Raw genomic sequence first — 20,384 nt, 5'->3', positions numbered from 1 at the left:
GACATGATGAGTTCTAGGCGTCTCGGTGTCGGTTCAAGCCGCAATTGAACCGCCCCGGAAAAGTCCCCCTGAACTTCATCGAATACTCGCGATCTCAATAGGTCTTCCCCGGTTGGGAGATGCCGACGCTCATGGGGGATGTTACCGCCACGCAGTTTCAAGGAATTGCGGAAGCTTTCCTCGCGAATGACCGCGGTGGCGCTTCTGGGCCATGGCTGTAGTCGGCCGATACTGGCGAAAACCGAGGCCCAAAGCGGTCGCTCGGTCCACGCCCTCCTGGCTCGATGCGCAGCACGGGCCGGAAACGGCGATAATGCGTTAGAACTGTTCTCGGCATGTCGTGAGCCGTCAAAACACTATTGACATCGATGTCGTCGCGGATAATCAATTCAAAGCTTCAATGAATGTTGAATTATGGATGAACGTCAAGTCCTCACGTTGTTCGCGGCATTGTCGCAGGAGACCCGTCTAAGGGTCGTTCGCACCCTAGTTGTTGCCGGCCCCGAGGGCATGGCGGCAGGCACGATCGCGCGGAAAATGGGCGTCTCCCCGCGAACATTTCCTTCCATCTCAAGGAGCTTGAGCGCTCCGGATTGATCGCTAGGAGGCGGGTATCCCGCTTGATCGTCTACAACGCCAACTACGATGCGCTGTCGGGATTGGTGACCTTTCTCCTGCATGATTGCTGCGCTGGTCATCCTCGCGTCCCCGAAGTTTCCGAAGCCGAGCAGGCTTGCCGCGGCGCTGAAACGTCGGAAGCGGACCGGGATGCCTGAAGCCAGGAACGCGATTTCTCTCGCGACGATATCCGCCCTTGGCCTCACACAGATCATCGGCTACGGGACGCTCTACTATTCGTTCTCCATTCTTGCGCCCGCCATGGCCAAGGATTTGGGCATCTCGCTGGAGCAGGTGTTCGGTGTCTTTTCCGCTTCGCTTCTGGTGGGCGGGCTTTCGGCTCCGGTCATTGGGAGGCAAATGGACAGGATCGGTGCGGCGACCGTTCTGACCGTCGGCTCGCTGCTCTGCGCCCTGACGCTGGCGCTCTGTTCTTGGTCGCCATCCGTCGCCGTGTTCGCGCTCGCCATCGTCCTGCTGGAGATATCCTCGGGGATGGTCCAGTATCAAGCGGCTTTCGCGGCGCTCGTGGAAAGCGATCCGAAGACGGCTCCCCGAAGCATCACCTATCTGACGCTCATTGGCGGCTTCGCCTCCACGATCTTTTGGCCGATCTCAGCCGCTTTGATGGGCTACTTGTCGTGGCGGGAGATCTATCTGGCATTCGCGGCGCTCAATCTGCTCGTGTGCATGCCACTGCATTTCTGGATAATGCGGAAGGGAAAGGCGGCGAACGCCAACCGAGCAACTCGCGAACGCGCGCGGGTAATCGGAGCGATCCCACCGGAAGGACGGCGCGGCGCGATGATTGTCGTGTCCACCGCTTTCGCGCTCCTGGGCTTCACGCTGACATCCATTTTGGCGCACATGGTTCCCATGCTCGGCAATCTCGGTCTCGGCACTGCCGCGGTCGTGATCGGATCCGTATTCGGTCCGGCACAGGTTCTGAGCCGCCTGATCAACATGATCTTCGGCACGCGCCTGTCGCCGCCCGTGCTCGCCGTCATCTCCGCTGCGCTCATGGTGATCGGTATCGTCATCCTGGGCCTGAGCGGAAGCTGGCTGCCCGGCGCCGTGGCGTTTGCCATATGCCTCGGCCTGGGATCGGGGATCAATTCCATCGCGCAAGGCAGCCTGCCGCTCCATCTGTTCGGCAGCGATGGCTATGGCGTGATCACGGGCAAGATGGCGGCGGCGCGGCTCGCACTGGGAGCCGCAGCCCCTTTTGTCTTCGCGATGGAGATGGAGCAGTTCGGGATCGGCGTCTCCCTATTCGCCACCGCAGCTCTTGGAACCGTTGGCATGGCCGCCTTTGTCGGCGTGGCCATGGCGACGAAACGGAGCCTCCTCGCCTCTGGCTAAATTCAGATCGACTTCAACCGCACGCGCTGTTCTAGCTTGGCCGCGTCTTCCTTCCGTTCGCTATAGCGGTCGGTGAGATAGGACGAGGCGTCGCGGGTCAGCAGCGTGAACTTCACCAGTTCCTCGCAGACGTCGACAACCCGGTCGTAATAGGACGATGGCTTCATCCGCCCGTCAGCGTCGAATTCCTGATAGGCCTTGGCAACCGAGGACTGGTTGGGGATCGTGATCATCCGCATCCACCGTCCGAGGATGCGGAGCTGGCCAACGGCGTTAAACGATTGCGAGCCGCCCGACACCTGCATCACCGCGAGCGTCTTCCCCTGTGTGGGCCGCACGGAGCCGACAGCAAGCGGAATCCAGTCGATCTGGGACTTCATCACGCCAGTCATCGCCCCGTGGCGCTCCGGGCTGACCCACACCTGACCCTCGGACCATTCGGACAGCTCCCGGAGTTCCTGAACCTTGCGATGGCTGGCGGGCGCGTCGTCGGGCAAGGGGAGCCCCTTGGGATCGAAGACCCGGACCTCGCATCCGAGATGTTCCAGCAGGCGGCGGGACTCGTTGGCGAGCATCCGACTGTAGGAGACCTCCCGGATCGATCCATACAGGATCAGGATACGTGGCTTGTGGGTCGAGAAGGGCGGACGAAGGGCATCGAGATCGGGTTGGCGCAGATGTCGCTCTTCAAGCGCTGGGAATGCTTCAGACAATCCGTTTTCCTTTCTCGTCGAGAACCTTCTCGCCGTCTTCCTTGACGAACGCTCCCTTGTGAGTGTCCGGCAAGATATCGAGGACGGCCTCGGACGGACGGCTCAAGCGGGTGCCGATGGGCGTGATAACGAACGGACGGTTGATCAGGATCGGATCCTTGAGCATGGCGTCAAGCAACTGATCGTCGGTTAGGTCCGGATTGTCGAGGCCGAGTTCCTCGTAGGGTGTTCCCTTCTCCCGGATCGCCTCGCGTACCGTCAGACCAGCGTCTGCGATCATCCTCGCGAGTTCTGATCGGGATGGCGGCGTCTTGAGGTATTCTATTACGTCCGGCTCAATGCCAGCATTTCGGATCAATTCGAGCGTGTTGCGCGACGTCCCGCAGGCGGGATTGTGGTAGATCGTGACATCCATGATCATGTCCTTTCGGTGGCCGTATTTCAATCGTCGCCATGGCCAACTCGCGCCCGTATCCTCGCGATCTGAATTCCGGGAGGATCACCATGGAGCGGAGAAGGAAATCCGGTCCACATTCCTCCAGCCCCGAGTAGCCGATCAGCACGCCGTCACGATCCCGGCATTCGAAGTATTGCCGTCCCGGATCGGCGAGGTCGTCAACTGGAAGTCCAGCGGCAACGAGGGCCATCCTGAGGTCGATCTCCGCGGGGATAGGCCGAAGCGTCAGTTCACGCATGTCCCCGGTCCTCCCGGCGCGCGGCACGGCGTCAGATCGGCGATCAGTGGCGCGCAAAGCTCCGCGCTTCCACCGCAGCAGTCCTTGAGTAGGAAAAGGGTTAGGGCGCGAAAGCCCTCGAGATCCGCCCGATAGATAATGGAGCGGCTCTGTCTCTCGCTCTTCACGATTCCGGCTCGTGACATGGTAGCGAGATGCGCCGACATCGTATTTTGCGGCACGTCCATTATGCGTGCGAGTTCACCAGCCGGAATGCCATCCGGCTCGGATTTGACAAGCAGGCGGAAGGTTTCGAGCCTTGTGGTCTGCGCGAGGGCGGCTAGCGCCGCGATAGCATTCTTTGATTCCATATATCCAGAATAATAGATATATGGCTTTAGTCAAGCCATCGCATACATTCGATGACCCCTTGCGGCGCCATGTGGCCGTCAATTTTCAGCGATGGCTCCAGAAAGGTCGACCGCCCCTTTTGAGCGGGCGCGGGCGGCCGCGCTTGTTTCCCGCGCGGCTTCACTTCCAAGCAATTCACCTCCGTTGCGCGGGAGTATCGGTTTTGAGCTGCCTAGGATCGGGTCGATCTTGCTGTCGCCATCAGATCGGCTACCATGGCCGGGTCGCTTGGGAGTTTCTGAATACGCTTGAGTGACAGGCGAAGGGTTCGTTCCCCCAAAGCTCCGAAGCCCTTCGCCTCCCCCTTCAGCCGTCGATGCCGGGCGGAGCGGATTACGCCTGACACAGCCGAGGGTCCGTCGCACCAAACGGGACCGAGTGTGCCGCCGTCGTCACGGTGATTGTCCGCTTGTGGGTCGCCTTCCCCTCCAGAGGCCGCGGGCCGGATGTGAACCGCCGAATTGAGTGCCCTGCGCCGCTCGCATCGTACAGCCACCGCTCGGTGACGAGCGGGCGCATCCTCACGCGCAAGGCGGAAAGCTCGATATCCAACTCCGGCCCCGCGAACCATCGGCGATAACCCCGCCGCACTCTCATTTCGATTGGCGGCTCTCGGTCGACTCCTCGGCCCACTTGTACTCGCGGGCAGCTTCGTCCTCGTTAACCCGGCCTGGCAACGCCAACGTGAAGGGACTTCGAGATCCAGTTTGATATCGGTGACGGAGAGCTCACTTGGCACGCCTTTGGCCGCGCGGCAGCTCCGCGGTCAGCCACACCATGGTCGCGGAGTGGGAGGACAGCCAGACGGGGCGCAAACGAAGGGAACCGCAAGCCCTTCAGCAATCAGCGTCTGCCCCACATCTTGACCATTCACCTTTAAAATTCCACAGCTTCGGCCGTAGTTACACTTGTTTGTTCCTTCGGTCCCCGGCTTGCACGAGCAGGCAACCTTGGTAACCGCGGAACGCCCGGAGGAAACGATCTCGACCAGCCGCTTGCTTGCTCGGATGCCAAGCTGACGTTCCGTTTCACACCGGGGTTCGAACTTTTCGGGTGTATTGAAGCCGACCAACCTTATCCGGGTGCCATCGTCCATTCTGATCGTGTCGCCGTCGGTAATGGAGAAGTCGCGCGAGAACGACGACGCCTCCTCTCCTGTTGACCTGTAGGTGAGAGCGTAAGTCTCCCAAACTTGGCGACTAAAAGAGGAGATGGCGATAACAACCATAATCGTCGCGAATATCAGAAACTTCTGTTCTCGGTGGCTGAGCCCCCAGTAGCGCGCCCGACGCGGTTTTGCTGATATTGGACTGCTATGGACCAATCGGAGGTCAGCATTTCCTCTAACCGACGTCAGTCTCTTGAGCGTAGCGAGCTGCTTTTCGCTGAACCGCGTTCGCGTTCCGTAGCGCTCTATCTTCACACGCATGTCCAAGAGGAAGTTTCGCTGCCACTGCGTTACACGCCGCTGCCGAAGAACATCATCAATCCGGCTCTGGAGATGTTTGATTTCGAACTCTGACAGCATACCGGCCTCCGCAAATCGCAGTCAGCATAGGTCGAGCAAGCTAAATTCGCGTATTCGATGGAATTACAATTTTAGCGAGCCCCCTAGATCGAGCGTTCGTGAGATCGCGGCGATCGCAAAAGCGACCTCCGGTGGTCCACCGGTTCTTACTCAATGGGGCGGCAAGTCGAGTGCCGCGGCAGAGCCTGGTTTCAAGCTTGCGCGCCTCCGGCGCCGTGCGTCACGCGGAGCGGTCTTGCGCCGGCTTCTTCTTCTGTCTGGCCCGCTTCAGCAGAGCGCTCCTCGGCGTTTGGGAGCGAGGGTTCGTCGATGAGCCGCTGGTGCTTTTTGAAAGAAGGTACGTGGGCATACCCGAAGACCGCAAACCGATCGGGTCGCAATTCGACGGCCATTTCGACCGTCTCCACGCATGACGCTACTGTCTGGAACGGTAGACCGTAGATAAGATCGAAGTTGACGCTTTCGGTACCGTTAGCGCGCAGCCCAAACACGGCTTTTTTTGTTTCATTGAAAGTCTGAACGCGATTGATCGCCTTCTGCACGATCGGATCGAAGCTCTGAACACCGAGACTTGCTCGGTTGACCCCATTGCGACCTAGCGCACCAATCATCTCCCCGGACAGCGTCCGTGGATCGATCTCAACCGCGATACTGGCGTCGGATCCGAAGCGAAACGCACCGCGCAGCTTTTCCATCAAAGTCGCAAACTCTTGGGGCCGCATGATGGTGGGCGTACCGCCGCCGAAGTGAACATTGCGAACGGGCAGCACATCCCTGGACGATCCCGTGACGAGCTCGATCTCGCGCATCTTTACGTCAAGGTAGTCGGGGATCGGTGCGTCTTGCTTGGTAATCGTCGTGTGACAACCGCAGTACCAGCACATGGACCTGCAAAAAGGTATGTGCAGATACAATGAGACAGGATCACTGACGTCAAGCTCACCAAGAGCCCGCGCATAGTCCGATGGACCGATGGTCGGCGCAAACGCCGGGGCAGTTGGGTAGCTCGTATGCCGGGGGAGCCGGGTGTCACCCTATTTTTTCATCAAGGCGTCTGACATTACCTAATCCTTGCGGTGGTCATGCCTCCTTATGCTCGCGGGAGCGGTTGGGTTCCTTGTCTTATGTCAATGAAGCTTGCTGGAGATTGTCGGAAACCTCATTCGTCTTTGTTAGCTATCAAAGTCCGGTTTCGCTCGCAGGTTTATGTTCCGCAAACATTGGACGAGCCGCCGTCCACCGACGAACGAAATCTCGGATCAAAAAGGATCCGGCCAAATGACCGACGCGGCAACGAATGCAGGGCAAGTCCACCACATCGATGTAAGGGCGTTGCCCCCAGCGGAGCGGCACCCGCGTATTTTTGGAACGCTCCACACGCTGACGCCTGGCGGAATGCTGCGACATGCTTGCGTGTAACTGAGTGTGAATGGAAGCGAGCGGTTCGTAACCGGTGTTCCGCTCCCACGTTGTCCTCGCCGCCCTAATCTGTGATCGCCTATCTATGGAGATGATCGCTGTTCCCGTTCGTCAGGCTCTATCCATTATTCTGCAAGGAGCCGTTTTTCGCCTTGCAATTGCGTCCAGCCTCCCCATTTAAGATTTAGTAGCAGCTTCGGAACGGGCGCTGCTTTTTAGAGCCGCAAAAAGCTCTAGCCCCAAGCGGGAGGACGCGATGTCTTCCATAGCAAGAAATTCCAGACACGAACGCGCAATGCGATCCCTCCGCGGCTTGAAATACGGGGATGTCGTCATGAAATCGATCCCGCTCATGGCTTTCGCATTTATTCTGTACGTCATACTGCAAGGCACGTTCTGGTAGCATCCGGATTGCAGTTACAGAAATTGCGTGGTTTCCGGTGAGCGTCGGTCCAATCGACCAATTGGGGTTCCTATGTCAGAACGCACAACAGAATCTGAGATTACCTTTTCTAGTCCTTTTGCCCTAAGCGCTCTAGTCGTGCCGCTCGATGCGGGCACCTACCGAGTGATAGTAGATGAAGAACTGATCGAAGGACTGTCATTCCCCGCTTACCGAAGAACTGCAACGCATATCGAAATACCGGCCCTTGGCGTCAGTATCGGGACAAGGCAATTGTTGCAGGTTCATCCGCTGGACTTGGAGTCGGCAATCAAGAAGGATGCCGAGGGTAAGGAATAGCGAGCGGCCCGTAACGGTACCTTATTTACAAAGGATTGCGGCGTTATGGTTTCTCGGGGTGGTCGACGGATAATGGTGGCCGCTTTGGCAATTGGGCTCGCTCTTGCGGTCCTTTATGGATTGAGCAGCCCGTACGATGCTCATGGAGAAACCAATGGCACAGGCCTCTGGATCTCGCGTGCGACAGGACAGGTCCCGGCCACCGCGACGTTCAAGTGACGGCCGCAACTGAGGAGAGCAGCAAATGACTGCGACGAAGGCTTCACAGTCTCGTTCGTCCAGATTGGCCAGGGTCTGGACAATAAGTGAGTTTGCCAAACGCTTCCGGCTTGACCCACTTGAAGAGAAACGGCTGCTGAAGCTGTTGGGGCCAACTGCGACAGAGCGCCAGCTTCTTCTCAACGCCGGAAGAAGGCCGCTGAACCCCGCCGGGGACCTTGGATGAAGAAGGCACAAACGTGCATGCGATGAATATCGCGTCGGCAACGTCATCCAAGCCGAGATGGACAGCAATGTCGCATGTGCTCTCAATACTTGCGTCACCTAAGTCTGAAGGATCAGAATCGATGTGCCCCACGCCCGAGGAACGAAAAACACTTAGACGCGTCCTCAAGCGGGCTGATTACGCTACTTCAGAGATGCAAGCGACCGAAGGTGATCGGCATTTGCAGGAGGTCGCTGTAATTCGTCGGATTGAGGCCGCAACAATCCCGACCGTCAATTATCCGGCCTCCAAACGGCACAGACTGAACGCGGACTCTGCGGCTGTTTCAGCTTGGGAAAATGAGGGAGGGTCTGTGCTCCGATCGAAGCCAAAAATGTCCGCAAGAAGGCTAAGCCGTTCACACGGAGTAAATTCCGATGAACCGATACGATAAGCCGAACTTCACGAAAGGATTCCCAAAATGTACAATGCCAAGCGCGATGGTTACGGGAACGGCGCAAACCTTGCCATTCCGTCCATGGGCGAGATCGAAGGCCGTATGACGGTACTGGAGGTTGTCGCAATGACCTCGTTGAGCCTCCTCATCAAAGATGGTGACAAACATGCAGCCCAACAGGCGCTGTCAGCCATTCGCCGTGCGATGCGGTTGAAATGCGGAGACATCAAGCTGTCATCCTTGGATGCCGATTCCGCGATTGCATATGCGCAGGAGCTTTTCGAGGCAACTTTCGAAAACATGGGCCGGGAAGCAACGAAAAAAAATGCACCTTCGAGCAAACGCCGAGGTTCGCGCCGTTCCATACCCGCGTTTCAGAGCTAGGAGGATCATAAATTGGGCGTTCGTGAAATGACTGAGCGCGAAAGTCGGGAGGTCGTTGCCCACCGAAATGTCGGGCATCTTGCCTGTGTCCACGATAACCGACCTTACGTCGTGCCTGTCCACTATGCGTTCGATGGGGAAAAGCTTTATGTCTTTTCCCTGGCGGGGCAAAAGGTAGATTGGATGCGGAGCAATCCGAACGCTTGCCTTCAGGTGGAGGAAAGCGGGGAACATCACCATTGGAGGAGCGTCCTCGTTCAAGGCACCTACGAGGAACTGCCGGACACTTCGGAACGGCACGACGAACGTCTTCACGCCTGGTCCCTCTTGCAAAAGCGGCCATTGTGGTGGGAGCCCGGCTCCTCCAAGCCCGGCACCGACTCGGAAGGTAAGGAAACTCCGATCTTCTTCAGTATCTCGATTGCTCAGATATCTGGCAGGGAATTGGTTGCGTCTTGAACGGCGCTAACGCCTTGAAGTCGCGGCAAGTTTGTACATCTGGAGGAGATCATGTCTGCAGAGACAGGGCGCGAGATATCTGCGCAGGAAATTTCGCTTGGTGCCAATCGATACCTCGGAAAGCCCTTCGAGCTGCTGACGCAGCGAGAGCAAGCGGTATTCCGGCGACTGGTTTTACGAAGGGCAATCACCCGCGATTCAAATCAGTCATTCGACGAGAAGCTTACCTCGGCTCAACGATTGGCAGACCAGGTAGCGAAATTCGGTGGTTCTTGGACATTCATTGCAATTTTCGCCGCTGCGCTCGCCATCTGGGTAACTGTCAATTTGATCGCAGCCTCGCACGCCTTTGATCCCTACCCGTTCATATTTTTGAACTTGATCCTCTCCATGCTGGCGGCTGTTCAAGCGCCCGTTATCATGATGAGCCAGAACCGGCACGCTGCAAAGGACCGTGTCGACGCATCCCATGACTACGAGGTCAATCTGAAAGCGGAAATCGAAATCATGGCCCTCCACGACAAGCTTGACGAGCTACGAAGCACTGAGGTCAAAGCTCTGGTCGCACAGCAACAAGAGCAAATCGCTATGCTGACCCGACTGGTGGTGGCATCAACGAAATAGGGGCCCCTCCTGGCTGCAAGAAAGACGCAGTTCGGCACATCGACATGCTGACAGACATGCGTACGAGGTTCTGGAGGCTAGTGGTAGGCGCGCCAATCTAGCATCGAGAGTGACCGTCTTCGGCAGAACGTTTCAGTTCGGCGAATTCGTCTTCCTGGTTTTGATGTTGGGACGCCCTGCTTGAGACCTCGTCGAACTGGGACTGACGGTGACTGGCAGTACATGATCGACAGCACCACGGTTCGCGGCCACTCTCAGGCTGCGGGCGCTAAAGGGGGACTCATAAGGAGGCTTTTGGTCGATCACGCGGCGGCTTTACGACAAAAATCCACGCCCGATCAGACGGTCAGGGACGCCCTCTTGGCTTCGTCCTGACGGGTGGAGAAGCTTCCGATTACAATGCCGTTCCAGCCCTGCTAGCGATGTCGGTGGGCAAACCGAAATTGTTTCTTGCCGACAAAGGATATGACGGCGATGTCCTTCGCGAGGAATTGCTGATCCATGGTATCCGACCCGGGATCCCGCCGAAGGCCAACCGAAAGAACCCGCCAGCCTGCGACTTCAAGGCCTACAAAGACCGAAACCGCATCGAGCGAATGTTCAACCGCCTCAAGCAGTTCCGGCGGATCGCAACCCGCTACGACAAAACCCGAAAATCATTCGAAGCCTTCCTGGTGTTGGCCTCAGTCAAACTCTGGTTGCCGTTCATTCACGTGATGGCTTTTTAGGTCGCTCTTTTTCCGCGCCCCAAAAAACAAGGCGGGCGTCCGGGGCTTCTTTGACAACACGAATTTCCATCTGATCCTGAAGTTCTCTGCGAAATCGCGAAGCGTTGCGGGCTTCCCATACGCCGATCAAGCACTCACGCGTAGCTTCGTTTTTGAAAACGACCGCGCCACCAAAGGCTGAAGACAATCCGCCTTCACCGACTACGCCACCGTTGCCATACACCGACATCACCGCTTCTAGCGGCGCGACACTGATCACGGTATCGCCAGAAGGGGCGAAACCTGCACTTCGGAAAAGAAAAATAGGACACGGAGAATTTGCCATTCGGTGAGCATAGCTCGCAGATGTTCGTTCGCAACCTCATCATGACTTCGTCAACAGGGCCGAAGAGATGGGACTGTTGTGTCGCGGACAGTGGGACTTTAGCAGCGTGATTGACGCTGGCAACGTATTGCCTCATCGAAGAATGCTCCCGAACGGATAGCATATTGCCTCACCAGAATGCTCCCTATGCCCTGCTGAGCTTTGGTAGTTGTTGATCTTCGCCAGGCTCGTTTCCGAATATCATTCTATGCGCGCGATCGCGACGCCAGCCTTTCACCCGTCGTTGCACCGTACGGATTAGTCCATCAGGATACTCGCCGGGATAAATGCTTTGAAGTCGCTCCAGAAGCTCCCGGCCGGTTCTCCATGGCTCAGCTTCAAACCAACTGTAAAGATCATTCGTGACGTTAACCAGCGGGTCAGGCCGCCGACGCTCGCGTTTTAGTTTTGGCTTTGCTTTCGCGGTCGGACGAACTTCGCCCTCCGTCCACGCGATACGCAGGCTTCGCAAAAAGCTCTCGATATCGGGAGCCTCGCTTGAGGGTGTTCCCTGATGCGCAATTTCGGCAAGCCGCTGTTGTCCTGCACGAATGTTGCGGAGGAGCGTCACAGGGTCGAGTTGCTCACTCATGCGCACCAAGGGGTCGCGTACCTCCACCGCCGTCCTTGCATCCGACAATAGCCGTTGATGTGGCGTCGCGGGAGAAGAGTAGAGCTTCTTGACCATCGCTCCATTTCGCTGCTTTTCGAGCAATTTAAACGACGGTTGAAAGAAGTTCACGAACAAGCGTACCGAACGATAAAGCTCCGCAAGTGTCGCTGCAGCTTCAACACCCTCATACCGATGATAGCCAACAATTCGGCGGACGACCGATCCGTTTTTCTGCTCCACATAAGCCTGATCATTTTTGCGATATGGCCGACAGCGCGTGAATTCGATATCTGAATGAACGCAATAGTCCCGGATGGTCTCGTTGATGAATACGCTATCGTTGTCCGTATCAAAGCCAAGCAGCGGGAACGGCATCAAGCGGCGAAGCTCGGTCAAAACTTCCGTCAAGAGCTTCTGTTCGCGAACAATCAGAGGCGCGCATTCGGTCCAACCGGTCGCAATATCCGTAAGGACAAGAGTATGAATAAAGCTGCCGCGTGCGTTGGGACCGGAGTGCGACACCAGATCGGCCTCGATGAAGCCAGGTGCGGGATCACCCCAGTCGGAGAACTTTCGAATTGGGATACTCCGCTTCAATGCCGATGAAGCAACGGAACGTCGGCGTCGACGGCCGCCTGCTGTTTCTCGCACGCTTTTCAATGCACGGTCGATGGTAGCCGCACTCATCTGTAGCAGAAGTGTGCGGACCTGATCGTCTAACTTCAAATGGCCATGTTGTTCCATCAATGAGATCAGAATTGGCAGCAAGGGTTTCAATCGCTTGCCACAGATGCGGTCGGAGGCTTCCCACAAAACAATAAGAGCCTGTCGGGTCGCCTCGTCATAAATCTGCGCCCGCGTTCGCGATTGCGGTTGCCTATCCGCCCCCCGCAATAAACGCATCGCGTGTTTGCGATGCATCCCACTAATCGAAACGAACTGATCGAGGATCCGCGATTTTTCCTCCCGCTTTCCGGCCACATAGCGCTTTGCCAGAGCAGCAACCAATTCCTTCTTCGTCGTCACGCTGATCAGCCTCATCTGATTTGCTCCGCACCCACAAATGCTGGGAGCAAATCAGATGAGGCAACGGCCAACAATCAGGGAACATTTCTAGTGAGGCAATGCGGCAAGCGGTCATTGCTCTTCTAATTGTCGCGGATCGTCAATCTGTGTAGCGGAATTCCACGTTGATCGTCGCGCGGCAGAGATGAGCGGCGGCATGTGAACCTCCTGTCCCAACCTTGGAAAACGAACCTTCCTTGGGATGGTTCCCGACTGATCTGGATCAATTACCAGCCAGCATGCAGATGCGAGAAAGCAAAGATCACGAGGAGTATTCCATGGAACCTTTAGCTTTTGCCTTTACAGCATTCGCGCTTCTCGTTCTTCCGGGGCCGACCAACACGGTTCTGGCACTGAGTTCAGATGAACTTGGAGCGGCGAGAGTGCTTCAACGCGTCGCGATTGTCGTGTTTGGGTACGTGGTAATCGCAGCTCCCATCGCCCTTTTTGGCTGCTCCCATTTTACAAGACCATCCTATCATCGAAAAAGCGGTAAAGTTAGTATCAGCAGGTTGGGTGCTTTACCTTGGATATCGCCTTTGGATCCACCAGCAGACTCCCACGACATGGATCGTCGGCCCGCGGAGACTTCTTGTCACGACACTCCTTAACCCCAAGTCGCTCGTCATGGTTCTCACTATGATCCCAGCGGCTAATGATGGGCGCTTCCCGCTGACCCTGGCGCTGCTTGTGATCGTTGTATCCGGCACATCGACTATCTGGCTCGCGTTGGGTCGGCTGATCATCGGGACTGGCGCCCGCCGAGCCGAGATCGCAAGGAGGTTGGGTTCATCGGTCCTCTGGGCGTTTTCCGCCGTCTTGGCGACCAGCGTATTGACGTGACTAGCGGCCAGACAGCGCCCGATTTGCGCTAGTCCGCCGGATTATGCAATTTGCGCTATATCAATGACCAAAGTTTCAATGCGACTAATGTAGCGGTCATTCCCATTTGGAGGACTCCTGATGATCGCAGACGACAGTGAACTGGTCGAGTATCTCTCCGCGCTCGCGAACGCCAGGCGAATCGCGGTACTCCGCGCGTTGGCGGCCGGGGAAACATCGGTCAGCAACTTGGCCGAGTGCATAGGGATAAGCCAGCCGGCGCTCTCGCAGCATCTCAACATCCTCAGACGTCATCAGCTCGTGAAGACACGTCGCGAGGCACAGACGATCTACTATTCGCTGTCGCATCACCGTAGTGAGAAAGCCCTGGCCCTTGTCAAGGACATCCTCTTCCCTTACGGCATTCAGATGTCCATGTTCGGGTTCTCCGACCTCGCTCCGGCCGCAGCGTAGCACCCGACACTGATCGATGTCCTGGGTGGTGCTTGGCTAGGGAGTAATAGAGCCGACCCCGCGGAGCCATCGCCCGAGATTTGATCCCAACGGGCACGGCGCGGCTTTCTGGTTTCATTGGCCACAAATTGGCTCCAACCCCGCGACGATCGAATTCGCGGGGTCGATCGCGTGAACCGTGTGCCCAAGCGTTACCTGTTTGGCGTCATCGATTTCGCATCACGATGCTCTTGCTCGGCGATCGTGACGTCCCGAGGGTTCGATTTCCTCAGGTTCAAGACGTGGCGCGCGACCATGAGAAGTAGACAGATCATTGTCGTCAAGGTCACCGCGAGATAACCCATCATCAGCCACCACAGCATTGGATCTCCTTTCGTCTGGTGCTGGCGGTAATCTAAAGCGACATGGGCCGACGGCCATCGGACGAAGGTCCTATATTGGCCGGGAGAACCTACTACCCGTTGGGCGTATGGCGGCAACATTAGTTGTCGTTGTCACCCGAGCCATGGCAGCGGTTTGGCTGGCTGCCGCGCGAAGCGATTGTGAAGCGTGGCGCCTTCGCGATCCTCGCCACGCGCGGCTCCCAGCCACTCGGGACCGCCTCAACGGAGATCCAAGCTTGGGTGGACGCGCCGCGTTGAAGCTCAGGGACGTTCCACCGCGAGCGGAACTGAAGGATTGGCGGAGTTCGTCATCAAGTCATGGCCGATTTATCGCGGCGGGACATGGCCCATGACCGGGCTCTGTCTGGCTACCACCATGCCACAAGGCCGAGAGGGATGGCCGACATCGGTCTTTGGTACGCTAGCGCGCACGGATCAATGTTGAAAATTGACGACTTTCAGGTGAACATGAAGCTGGCTTTCCGAGCCGCTTCGAACTCATGGGTTTGTTTTGCCCCGCCCAGCAAGCGGGGCTTTTTTCCGAGAAAAACGGAAGCGAGCCTCGTCGCGAGCAGCGATCCCCGGGGAGAAGCCGGAGACCGTGTCCATGGCTGACCGCATGGCGCCCGCCTCAGGAAGCGGCCGGCCAGTCATTGGATGGTTCTTCCGGTACATCTGGGTCGTCGGCGGGATCAGGGTCGCGATCGTAATGCGCCTTTATATTTGCGATTTCAGCCTCGACCATCGATAGCACCTCGGGTGCCTCGACGCCCGTGACGACGAACTCGTCGACCAGCTGCTCCAGCTTGAGCCGCAATTTCCCAGCCAGCTCGTTCATGGTAAGCCTCCTCTCATTTGCCATTTCAGCTCAACGTTGGAACGGGCAAATGGATGCATCGTCGCCAACCTGGTCCCCACTCGCGCCCCAACCGACGGTGAACGTCTCGACCTGAATCATCTTCTTCAAAAGCCGGGATAACCCGTTGAAAATGATTCGCTTCGGCAGGGAACGAATCACGCGCTCAATGCTTGAGTCGCCAATCAGGTGATTCGGAGTATGCGTCATGGCAGCTGGCCACCGTGCCCAGTGGAAGGGTTTCATCAAGTTCGGAGAGGTGTCGTTCGGTGTGGCCCTCTACACCGCGGCCTCCACGTCCGACCGCATCACGTTCAACACGATCAACAAGGCGTCGGGAAACCGGGTCAATCGCGTCTTCATCGACAGCGAGACCGAGGAGCTCGTGGCCAAGGAACAACAGACCAAGGGCTTCGAGATCGAAAATGGCCAATACATAGTCATCGACCCGGAGGAGGTGGCGGCGACCATTCCCGAAAGCAACAAGACGCTGGAAATCGAGGCCTTCATCCCCTGCTCCGACGTCGACGACGTCTATTTCGACAAGCCCTATTATCTGACCCCCGACAAGATGGGCGGAGAAGGCTTCGCGGCGCTGCGCGACGGCATGAAGAAGTCCAAGGTCGCGGCGATCGCGAGGACGATCCTCTTTCGACGGATGCGAACCGTCCTCATCCGGCCCCATGGTCGTGGGTTGATCGCGACGACGATGAATTACGATTACGAGGTCAGGTCCTCCAAAAAGGCGTTCGAGGAGATGCCCAGGATCAAGGTCGAGGGCGAGATGCTTGACCTTGCGAAACACATTATTGGCACGAAGAAGGGCACGTTTGATCCGGCGGCGTTCGAGGACCGCTACGAGGCGGCGCTGGCCGAGCTCGTCAAGGCCAAGCTCGAGGGACGATCGCTTCCAAAACCGAAAAAGGTCGCGGTCTCCAAGCCAAACGACCTGCTCGCCGCACTTCGCCAGAGCGCCGGTCTGTTGAAGGCGGCGGCGGACAAGCCCAAACGCACGGCCGCCAATGCCAATGCCAATGCTGGCGCGGGTCGTCAGCGCGCCACGCGCGGATCGGCGTCAAACGCCGGGGCGGCGAAATCCGCTTCCCATCGAAAGGCTAGTTGAGGACATCCATCATGGCTCAGAAGTACTATTGGAAGGGCTATCTCAAGCTTTCACTGGTCACCTGTCCGGTCGCGATGACGCCAGCGACGAGCGAGAGCGAGAAGGTTCGCTTTCATACCCTCAACAGGGAGACGGGTAATCGGGTTGTTTCACAATATGTCGATTCCGTCACCGGAAAACCGGTCAAGGACGAACACGAGGCCAAGGGGTATGCCCGTGGCGAGAACGACTATGTTATCCTGACGGACGATGACCTTGACGCTGTCGCGCTCGACACCGTCAAGACCATCGATATCGAGAAGTTCGTGCCGGCCAACAGCATCGAATGGATCTATCTGGAAAAACCGCACTACCTGATGCCAAACGACGCCGTGGGCAACGAGGCCTTCGCGGTCATTCGTGACGCCATGAAGGCGGACAAGGTCCTCGGCGTCTCGAGACTTGTCATCGGCCGGCGAGAACGCGCCGTCGTCCTGGAACCCCGCGACCAGGGGATTGTTCTTTGGACACTGCGTTTCGGTGACGAGGTTCGCCCCGAGGAAGGCTATTTCGAGGACATTGGCGAGGAAGCGGACCCCGACCTTGTTCCGTTGGTCCAGCAGCTGATCAAGAAGAAATCGGCCAAATGGTCGCCCGACATGGTGAGCGATCCCATACAGGAGGCCTTGCTGAAGCTCATCGCCGAAAAGAAGAAACTCCTGAAGCCCAGTAAGGCAACGAAGGGCAAGGCAGCCTCGGCGCCAGCGTCCAATGTCGTCAACATCATGGACGCGCTTCGAAAGAGCGTTAACGCTGAAATCAAGGGCCGAAAGGCCGGATAGCCGCGAAAGCGGCGCAAGCATGGAGAAGACAATGGAACGCGACAAGAATTTTTCGGACCGAACTCCATCGCGCGAGCAAGAACCCGTGCCGCAGGCTGGCGGGCATCAAGGCGGAGCCGGGCGAGGCAAATCGGTGGAGGATGACACCGAGGTCGCCAAGGACACGAAGGAAGGAATGAAGGACGCGTCCGGAAAACTGCCTCGTGGCGATGTTTAGCCCGTCGCCGCGCGAAAATTTAGCCTAGCCAAGGGAAGCATTCATGGGACAGGACCTGCAAGAGCAAATCAGGATGCGCGCCTATCAAATCTGGATTGACGAGGGACAGCCAGAGGGCGCGGACTTGCGACACTGGCTTCAAGCCGCCGACGAGCTTGCCGGCGAGGACACGCACGAAACCTTCCAGGAACTGATCGACGAGGATGACCGCGAGGATGAGGTCAAGCGTCGCGATCCTCCAGCTGATCGACAGGCGACTTCATCCCCGGCGCCAGTCGTGGAGATCACCACCGGCCGGGAACCGGCCAGGAGAAAGGTTCGAAAAACCGAGGGACCTTGACTGGTTTCAAACCTTTGTCTTGGGGACGGCGTCCTGGTCGCCCCCAGGAGACCGATCATCGGTTTTCCTGGATCGAGAATATCGCGTGAAGCAGGGCAAGATGGCTCAGCCCCTGCGGAAGATTGCCCAATCCCTCGCCGGTCACCGGATCGATCTCCTCCGTGAGGATGCCGAAATTATTCCCGAGCTTCTCCAAGAGGGTTTTCAGCAAGGCCTCGGCGTGGTCCACCTTGCCCAGGAACGCGTACGCCTCCACCAGCCAGCAAGAACACGCGACGAAGGCGCCCTCTTGCCTGTCGGCGCCGGTAAAGCGGTACACCAAGGGACCCACGGCAAGATCGCGCTCGATCGCGACAAGGGTCTTAAAAAGTCTTCCGTCATGCTCGAAGCCAAACCGAGTGGTGAGCAAGAGCGAGGCGTCAAGCGTTTGGGATCCCGCGTGGCATGTATACGCCTGCAGTCTTTCCGACCAGCAATTCTCGTCCACCCAAGCCTTCACGCGTTCACTCTCGCGCTTCCACTTGTCCGCGTCTCCGGCGATGTGACCGTCTTGAGCGAGCTGCGCGGCCTTTGACAGGGCCAACCAACAGCCGATCTTGGAGAAGGTGTAATGCTGCTCGTCCTCTAGCTCCCAGATGCCGGAATCCTTGACTTTCCATCGTTCCATGCATTGATCGGCGAGCTTGGTCAGCAGCCTGGCGGCATCGGGACCGATGACATGCCCCATCCTGGCGAATAGCGAGGCGGTTTCGAGGATATCGCCATAACAGCTCAGTTGAACCTGCTCCTTGGCACGGTTGCCCGTCCTGACAGGGCGAGAGCCCTTGTAGCCTGGAACATCGATGATCCTCTCGTCGGGGACTTCGGCTCCATCCAAGGTGTAGACGACCTGGGGCCGGGGCCCGTCGTTGCCAAGGGTCCGGACGAGCCAGCCGAACGCGGCTATCGGTTCATCGAGAGAGCCGGCGCGCAGCAACGCCTTGATGGTATAGGCGGCGTCCCTGACCCAGGCGTAGCGATAATCATAATTCTTGTCGCCGCCAATTCGCTCGGGTAGTCCCGAGGTCGCGGCCGCGGCGATCGCTCCCGTCTTCGAGAACACGAGGAACTTCAAGGACAAGGCGCATCGCCTCAGGTCATCGGCGAAAGGCCCGTCATAGGTGAGCTGGCCCGCCCACCGACGCCATTCCCGGTCACTTGAATCGATACGGGCGTCAACGTCCGATAGGGTTGGGATAGCCAGCGGTGCTCTATCCGACACAAGAAGCGCAAGGCACGTCCGTTGGCCAGCGCGCGCCGTCCATCGAGCGATGGTGCGTGCATCCTCGTCCACGGTGATCTCGAGTTCCGGATCGTGGCGGAATGTAGTCACGAGATCGCCAATATAGCGAATGTCGGCATTCGGATGATTGACGCGGCGCGCTGGCCCGGCGGCGCGGACCGGTTCAAGACGTACTTCGAGGTCGACATGACCAGAAAGGCCTTCCACCCGACGCGCCAACTCGCACCAGGGCAGACGCCCGGCCACACCGCTGTTCAGCGATTCCGTGACACGCGCCGAGCCGGTCCTGGTGACGAAAACCGTCTCCAACACGTTGCTGCTTTCACGGTAGCGCCGCTCGATGCGGAAAGGCTCCGTTGGCGTGATCGAGAACCTGCCCCCGGACGCGTCATGCAGTCTGTTGAAGAGAGGCGGTGAGTCCATGTCGGGAGCGCACCACCAGTCGATTGATCCATCCGCTCCAACGAGCGCGACCGAGCGGCCGTCTCCAATGGCGGCGTAGTGCTCCAGCGGGAGAAAGTCGTCGGTTCGTCGAGGGGTCAGGGACGTCAGCATCAGGGCAGCGTGTTGCCGCCTGTCACGCCGAACACCTCGCCGGTGATGTAGCTCGATTCCTGCGAGGCGAGGAAGACGTAGATCGGCGCGCATTCGGCTGGCTGTCCGGGCCTCTTCATCGGGACTTCGCTTCCGAACTTCTCAATCACGTCCTGGGTCTGGCCACCCGACCTCTGAAGAGGCGTCCAGAAAGGTCCTGGGGCGACCACGTTGACCCGGATGCCGTTTGGCAAGACCTGTTTGGAGAGCGCCTTGGAAAACGCCACGATGGCGGATTTGGTCGGCGCATAGTCAAGGAGCGTTTCCGACGGCTGATAGGCCTGGATCGACGCGGTGTTGATGATCGTCGCGCCGGCCGGCAACAACGGCAAGGCGGCCTTGCAAATCCAAAAGAGCGCGTAGACGTTGGTCTTGAACGTCTCGTCGAATTGCTCCGTGGTCAAATCCTCGATGCTGTCGATCGCCTTCTGGCGTCCGGCGACGTTTGCAATCAGATCGAGGCCGCCGAGTTCGCGATGCGCCGTTGATACCAGCTCCTTGCAAAATTCCTCGCTTTTCAGATCACCGGGAATGGCCACGGCCTTTCGACCCTCGGCCTCTATCAGTTTAACGACGTCATCGGCGTCCGACTGTTCCTCGGGAAGATAGTCGATGACGACGTCGGCCCCTTCGCGCGCATAGGCAATGGCCGCGGCGCGACCTATACCGGAATCGCCGCCCGTGATGAGGGCCTTTCGGCCTTTCAGGCGGCCAAGACCCTTATAGCTCCGCTCACCGTGGTCGGGGACGGGCAGCATCTTTTTGGCGAGGCCCGGAACGGGCTGTGGCTGCTTCGCAAACTCGGGGCGCGGATACTGAGTAAGGGGATCTTGAATATCGAACTGGTTGGCGGAAGCCATGAGCGGACACTTTTCGTAATGGGACAC

Annotated in this window: 23 protein-coding genes and 3 pseudogenes; 13 read left to right on the top strand and 13 right to left on the bottom strand. The window is 58.0% G+C overall.

The genetic code is table 11. From position 1 onward, the window contains the following. Positions 1-414: 414 nt before the first annotated feature. A pseudogene (locus ACVTFQ_RS31295) lies at positions 415-776 on the top strand (ArsR/SmtB family transcription factor). Then, positions 769-1,980: an arsenite efflux MFS transporter ArsK gene (gene arsK / locus ACVTFQ_RS31290; protein ID WP_470424570.1), complete on the top strand. Its 1,212-nt coding sequence runs from the start codon at positions 769-771 to the stop codon at positions 1,978-1,980. Before ACVTFQ_RS31295 ends, arsK begins: the two are co-directional and overlap by 8 nt. Positions 1,981-1,982: 2 nt before the next feature. Here the strand turns inward: arsK and arsH are convergent, their stop codons facing one another. The 6 genes and pseudogenes from arsH to ACVTFQ_RS31260 all read right to left on the bottom strand — a co-directional run. Beyond that, complete coding sequence (arsH, locus tag ACVTFQ_RS31285; protein ID WP_112950520.1) at positions 1,983-2,693, bottom strand: arsenical resistance protein ArsH; 711 nt, start codon at positions 2,691-2,693, stop codon at positions 1,983-1,985. Continuing rightward, positions 2,686-3,114: an arsenate reductase (glutaredoxin) gene (gene arsC / locus ACVTFQ_RS31280; protein ID WP_470424569.1), complete on the bottom strand. Its 429-nt coding sequence runs from the start codon at positions 3,112-3,114 to the stop codon at positions 2,686-2,688. Before arsC ends, arsH begins: the two co-directional genes overlap by 8 nt. After that, on the bottom strand, positions 3,029-3,388 hold the full coding sequence (locus ACVTFQ_RS31275) for a GNAT family N-acetyltransferase (protein ID WP_162724704.1): 360 nt from the start codon (positions 3,386-3,388) through the stop codon (positions 3,029-3,031). Before ACVTFQ_RS31275 ends, arsC begins: the two co-directional genes overlap by 86 nt. After that, positions 3,376-3,738: an ArsR/SmtB family transcription factor gene (locus ACVTFQ_RS31270; RefSeq protein WP_111565187.1), complete on the bottom strand. Its 363-nt coding sequence runs from the start codon at positions 3,736-3,738 to the stop codon at positions 3,376-3,378. The genes ACVTFQ_RS31275 and ACVTFQ_RS31270 overlap by 13 nt, the downstream gene beginning before the upstream one ends. 806 nt (positions 3,739-4,544) lie before the next feature. Continuing rightward, on the bottom strand, positions 4,545-5,306 hold the full coding sequence (locus ACVTFQ_RS31265) for a thermonuclease family protein (RefSeq protein WP_112950522.1): 762 nt from the start codon (positions 5,304-5,306) through the stop codon (positions 4,545-4,547). Positions 5,307-5,551: 245 nt separating this feature from the next. Next, positions 5,552-6,367, bottom strand: a pseudogene (locus ACVTFQ_RS31260) (radical SAM protein); the annotation flags it as partial. 145 nt (positions 6,368-6,512) lie between these two features. Here ACVTFQ_RS31260 and ACVTFQ_RS31255 point away from each other — a divergent pair. The 6 genes and pseudogenes from ACVTFQ_RS31255 to ACVTFQ_RS31230 form a co-directional block, all read left to right on the top strand. Next, complete coding sequence (locus tag ACVTFQ_RS31255; protein ID WP_470424568.1) at positions 6,513-6,725, top strand: DUF2249 domain-containing protein; 213 nt, start codon at positions 6,513-6,515, stop codon at positions 6,723-6,725. A 475-nt stretch (positions 6,726-7,200) separates the two neighbouring features. Further along, positions 7,201-7,467, top strand: coding sequence for a hypothetical protein (locus tag ACVTFQ_RS31250; protein WP_112950045.1), 267 nt, complete (start codon positions 7,201-7,203; stop codon positions 7,465-7,467). 905 nt (positions 7,468-8,372) lie between these two features. After that, on the top strand, positions 8,373-8,732 hold the full coding sequence (locus tag ACVTFQ_RS31245) for a hypothetical protein (RefSeq protein WP_112950048.1): 360 nt from the start codon (positions 8,373-8,375) through the stop codon (positions 8,730-8,732). A 12-nt stretch (positions 8,733-8,744) separates the two neighbouring features. Further along, on the top strand, positions 8,745-9,191 hold the full coding sequence (locus ACVTFQ_RS31240; RefSeq protein ID WP_470424567.1) for a pyridoxamine 5'-phosphate oxidase family protein: 447 nt from the start codon (positions 8,745-8,747) through the stop codon (positions 9,189-9,191). 51 nt (positions 9,192-9,242) lie between these two features. Then, positions 9,243-9,815, top strand: a complete 573-nt coding sequence (locus tag ACVTFQ_RS31235) for a DUF1003 domain-containing protein (protein WP_112720532.1) — start codon at positions 9,243-9,245, stop codon at positions 9,813-9,815. A 167-nt stretch (positions 9,816-9,982) separates the two neighbouring features. Next, a pseudogene (locus tag ACVTFQ_RS31230) lies at positions 9,983-10,543 on the top strand (IS5 family transposase); the annotation flags it as partial. On the opposite strand, the gene ACVTFQ_RS31225 reads toward ACVTFQ_RS31230, so the two are convergent. Continuing rightward, entirely contained in the window at positions 10,521-10,868 is a 348-nt protein-coding gene (locus ACVTFQ_RS31225) for a hypothetical protein (RefSeq protein ID WP_162724641.1), read from the bottom strand. The pseudogene ACVTFQ_RS31230 and the gene ACVTFQ_RS31225 sit on opposite strands and share 23 nt — an antisense overlap. Positions 10,869-11,052: 184 nt before the next feature. Continuing rightward, positions 11,053-12,561 (bottom strand): integrase catalytic domain-containing protein, encoded by a 1,509-nt coding sequence (locus ACVTFQ_RS31220; RefSeq protein ID WP_470424566.1) that lies wholly within the window; start codon positions 12,559-12,561, stop codon positions 11,053-11,055. 987 nt (positions 12,562-13,548) lie between these two features. On the opposite strand from ACVTFQ_RS31220, the gene ACVTFQ_RS31215 reads away from it, so the two are divergent. Next, positions 13,549-13,881 (top strand): ArsR/SmtB family transcription factor, encoded by a 333-nt coding sequence (locus ACVTFQ_RS31215; RefSeq protein WP_470424565.1) that lies wholly within the window; start codon positions 13,549-13,551, stop codon positions 13,879-13,881. Between the two features lie 191 nt (positions 13,882-14,072). Here ACVTFQ_RS31215 and ACVTFQ_RS31210 read toward each other — a convergent pair whose 3' ends face one another. The 3 genes from ACVTFQ_RS31210 to ACVTFQ_RS31200 all read right to left on the bottom strand — a co-directional run bounded on the left by ACVTFQ_RS31210 (position 14,073) and on the right by ACVTFQ_RS31200 (position 15,330). Beyond that, a complete protein-coding gene (locus ACVTFQ_RS31210) occupies positions 14,073-14,243 on the bottom strand; it encodes a hypothetical protein (protein ID WP_162725335.1) in 171 nt (56 codons plus the stop codon). 652 nt (positions 14,244-14,895) lie between these two features. Next, positions 14,896-15,102 (bottom strand): hypothetical protein, encoded by a 207-nt coding sequence (locus ACVTFQ_RS31205; protein WP_470424564.1) that lies wholly within the window; start codon positions 15,100-15,102, stop codon positions 14,896-14,898. Between the two features lie 30 nt (positions 15,103-15,132). Beyond that, complete coding sequence (locus tag ACVTFQ_RS31200) at positions 15,133-15,330, bottom strand: hypothetical protein (protein ID WP_112950055.1); 198 nt, start codon at positions 15,328-15,330, stop codon at positions 15,133-15,135. Here ACVTFQ_RS31200 and ku (ACVTFQ_RS31195) point away from each other — a divergent pair. The 4 genes from ku (ACVTFQ_RS31195) to ACVTFQ_RS31180 are packed head-to-tail and all read left to right on the top strand — an operon-like array spanning position 15,329 to position 17,621. Beyond that, positions 15,329-16,243 carry a non-homologous end joining protein Ku gene (gene ku / locus ACVTFQ_RS31195; RefSeq protein WP_470424563.1) on the top strand — a complete coding sequence of 305 codons (915 nt, stop codon included), beginning with the start codon at positions 15,329-15,331 and terminating at the stop codon, positions 16,241-16,243. The genes ACVTFQ_RS31200 and ku (ACVTFQ_RS31195) overlap by 2 nt on opposite strands. An 11-nt stretch (positions 16,244-16,254) precedes the next feature. Next, positions 16,255-17,064: a non-homologous end joining protein Ku gene (gene ku / locus ACVTFQ_RS31190; protein WP_470424562.1), complete on the top strand. Its 810-nt coding sequence runs from the start codon at positions 16,255-16,257 to the stop codon at positions 17,062-17,064. A gap of 31 nt (positions 17,065-17,095) precedes the next feature. Continuing rightward, positions 17,096-17,281 (top strand): hypothetical protein, encoded by a 186-nt coding sequence (locus ACVTFQ_RS31185; RefSeq protein WP_111563680.1) that lies wholly within the window; start codon positions 17,096-17,098, stop codon positions 17,279-17,281. Positions 17,282-17,324: 43 nt separating this feature from the next. Then, positions 17,325-17,621, top strand: a complete 297-nt coding sequence (locus tag ACVTFQ_RS31180) for a DUF2934 domain-containing protein (protein ID WP_470424561.1) — start codon at positions 17,325-17,327, stop codon at positions 17,619-17,621. A 55-nt stretch (positions 17,622-17,676) separates the two neighbouring features. Here ACVTFQ_RS31180 and ACVTFQ_RS31175 read toward each other — a convergent pair whose 3' ends face one another. Together ACVTFQ_RS31175 and ACVTFQ_RS31170 are read right to left on the bottom strand one after the other, a co-directional pair. Next, complete coding sequence (locus ACVTFQ_RS31175; protein ID WP_470424560.1) at positions 17,677-19,458, bottom strand: glycoside hydrolase family 15 protein; 1,782 nt, start codon at positions 19,456-19,458, stop codon at positions 17,677-17,679. Then, complete coding sequence (locus ACVTFQ_RS31170; protein ID WP_470424559.1) at positions 19,458-20,357, bottom strand: SDR family oxidoreductase; 900 nt, start codon at positions 20,355-20,357, stop codon at positions 19,458-19,460. The genes ACVTFQ_RS31175 and ACVTFQ_RS31170 overlap by 1 nt, the downstream gene beginning before the upstream one ends. Positions 20,358-20,384 lie beyond the last annotated feature (27 nt).

The organism is Rhizobium sp. O111 (assembly GCF_055616315.1).
This window is presented reverse-complemented; position numbering and strand designations above follow the sequence as displayed.

Coding starts and splice junctions, on each gene's coding strand:
- arsK (WP_470424570.1), top strand. CDS start 769: ATGCCTGAAGCCAGGAACGCGATTTCTCTCGCGACGATATCCGCCCTT.
- arsC (WP_470424569.1), bottom strand. CDS start 3,114: ATGATCATGGATGTCACGATCTACCACAATCCCGCCTGCGGGACGTCG.
- ACVTFQ_RS31275 (WP_162724704.1), bottom strand. CDS start 3,388: ATGCGTGAACTGACGCTTCGGCCTATCCCCGCGGAGATCGACCTCAGG.
- ACVTFQ_RS31270 (WP_111565187.1), bottom strand. CDS start 3,738: ATGGAATCAAAGAATGCTATCGCGGCGCTAGCCGCCCTCGCGCAGACC.
- ACVTFQ_RS31265 (WP_112950522.1), bottom strand. CDS start 5,306: ATGCTGTCAGAGTTCGAAATCAAACATCTCCAGAGCCGGATTGATGAT.
- ACVTFQ_RS31255 (WP_470424568.1), top strand. CDS start 6,513: ATGTTCCGCAAACATTGGACGAGCCGCCGTCCACCGACGAACGAAATC.
- ACVTFQ_RS31250 (WP_112950045.1), top strand. CDS start 7,201: ATGTCAGAACGCACAACAGAATCTGAGATTACCTTTTCTAGTCCTTTT.
- ACVTFQ_RS31245 (WP_112950048.1), top strand. CDS start 8,373: ATGTACAATGCCAAGCGCGATGGTTACGGGAACGGCGCAAACCTTGCC.
- ACVTFQ_RS31235 (WP_112720532.1), top strand. CDS start 9,243: ATGTCTGCAGAGACAGGGCGCGAGATATCTGCGCAGGAAATTTCGCTT.
- ACVTFQ_RS31225 (WP_162724641.1), bottom strand. CDS start 10,868: ATGGCAAATTCTCCGTGTCCTATTTTTCTTTTCCGAAGTGCAGGTTTC.
- ACVTFQ_RS31220 (WP_470424566.1), bottom strand. CDS start 12,561: ATGAGGCTGATCAGCGTGACGACGAAGAAGGAATTGGTTGCTGCTCTG.
- ACVTFQ_RS31215 (WP_470424565.1), top strand. CDS start 13,549: ATGATCGCAGACGACAGTGAACTGGTCGAGTATCTCTCCGCGCTCGCG.
- ACVTFQ_RS31210 (WP_162725335.1), bottom strand. CDS start 14,243: ATGCTGTGGTGGCTGATGATGGGTTATCTCGCGGTGACCTTGACGACA.
- ACVTFQ_RS31205 (WP_470424564.1), bottom strand. CDS start 15,102: ATGAACGAGCTGGCTGGGAAATTGCGGCTCAAGCTGGAGCAGCTGGTC.
- ku (WP_470424563.1), top strand. CDS start 15,329: ATGGCAGCTGGCCACCGTGCCCAGTGGAAGGGTTTCATCAAGTTCGGA.
- ACVTFQ_RS31200 (WP_112950055.1), bottom strand. CDS start 15,330: ATGACGCATACTCCGAATCACCTGATTGGCGACTCAAGCATTGAGCGC.
- ku (WP_470424562.1), top strand. CDS start 16,255: ATGGCTCAGAAGTACTATTGGAAGGGCTATCTCAAGCTTTCACTGGTC.
- ACVTFQ_RS31185 (WP_111563680.1), top strand. CDS start 17,096: ATGGAACGCGACAAGAATTTTTCGGACCGAACTCCATCGCGCGAGCAA.
- ACVTFQ_RS31180 (WP_470424561.1), top strand. CDS start 17,325: ATGGGACAGGACCTGCAAGAGCAAATCAGGATGCGCGCCTATCAAATC.
- ACVTFQ_RS31175 (WP_470424560.1), bottom strand. CDS start 19,458: ATGCTGACGTCCCTGACCCCTCGACGAACCGACGACTTTCTCCCGCTG.
- ACVTFQ_RS31170 (WP_470424559.1), bottom strand. CDS start 20,357: ATGGCTTCCGCCAACCAGTTCGATATTCAAGATCCCCTTACTCAGTAT.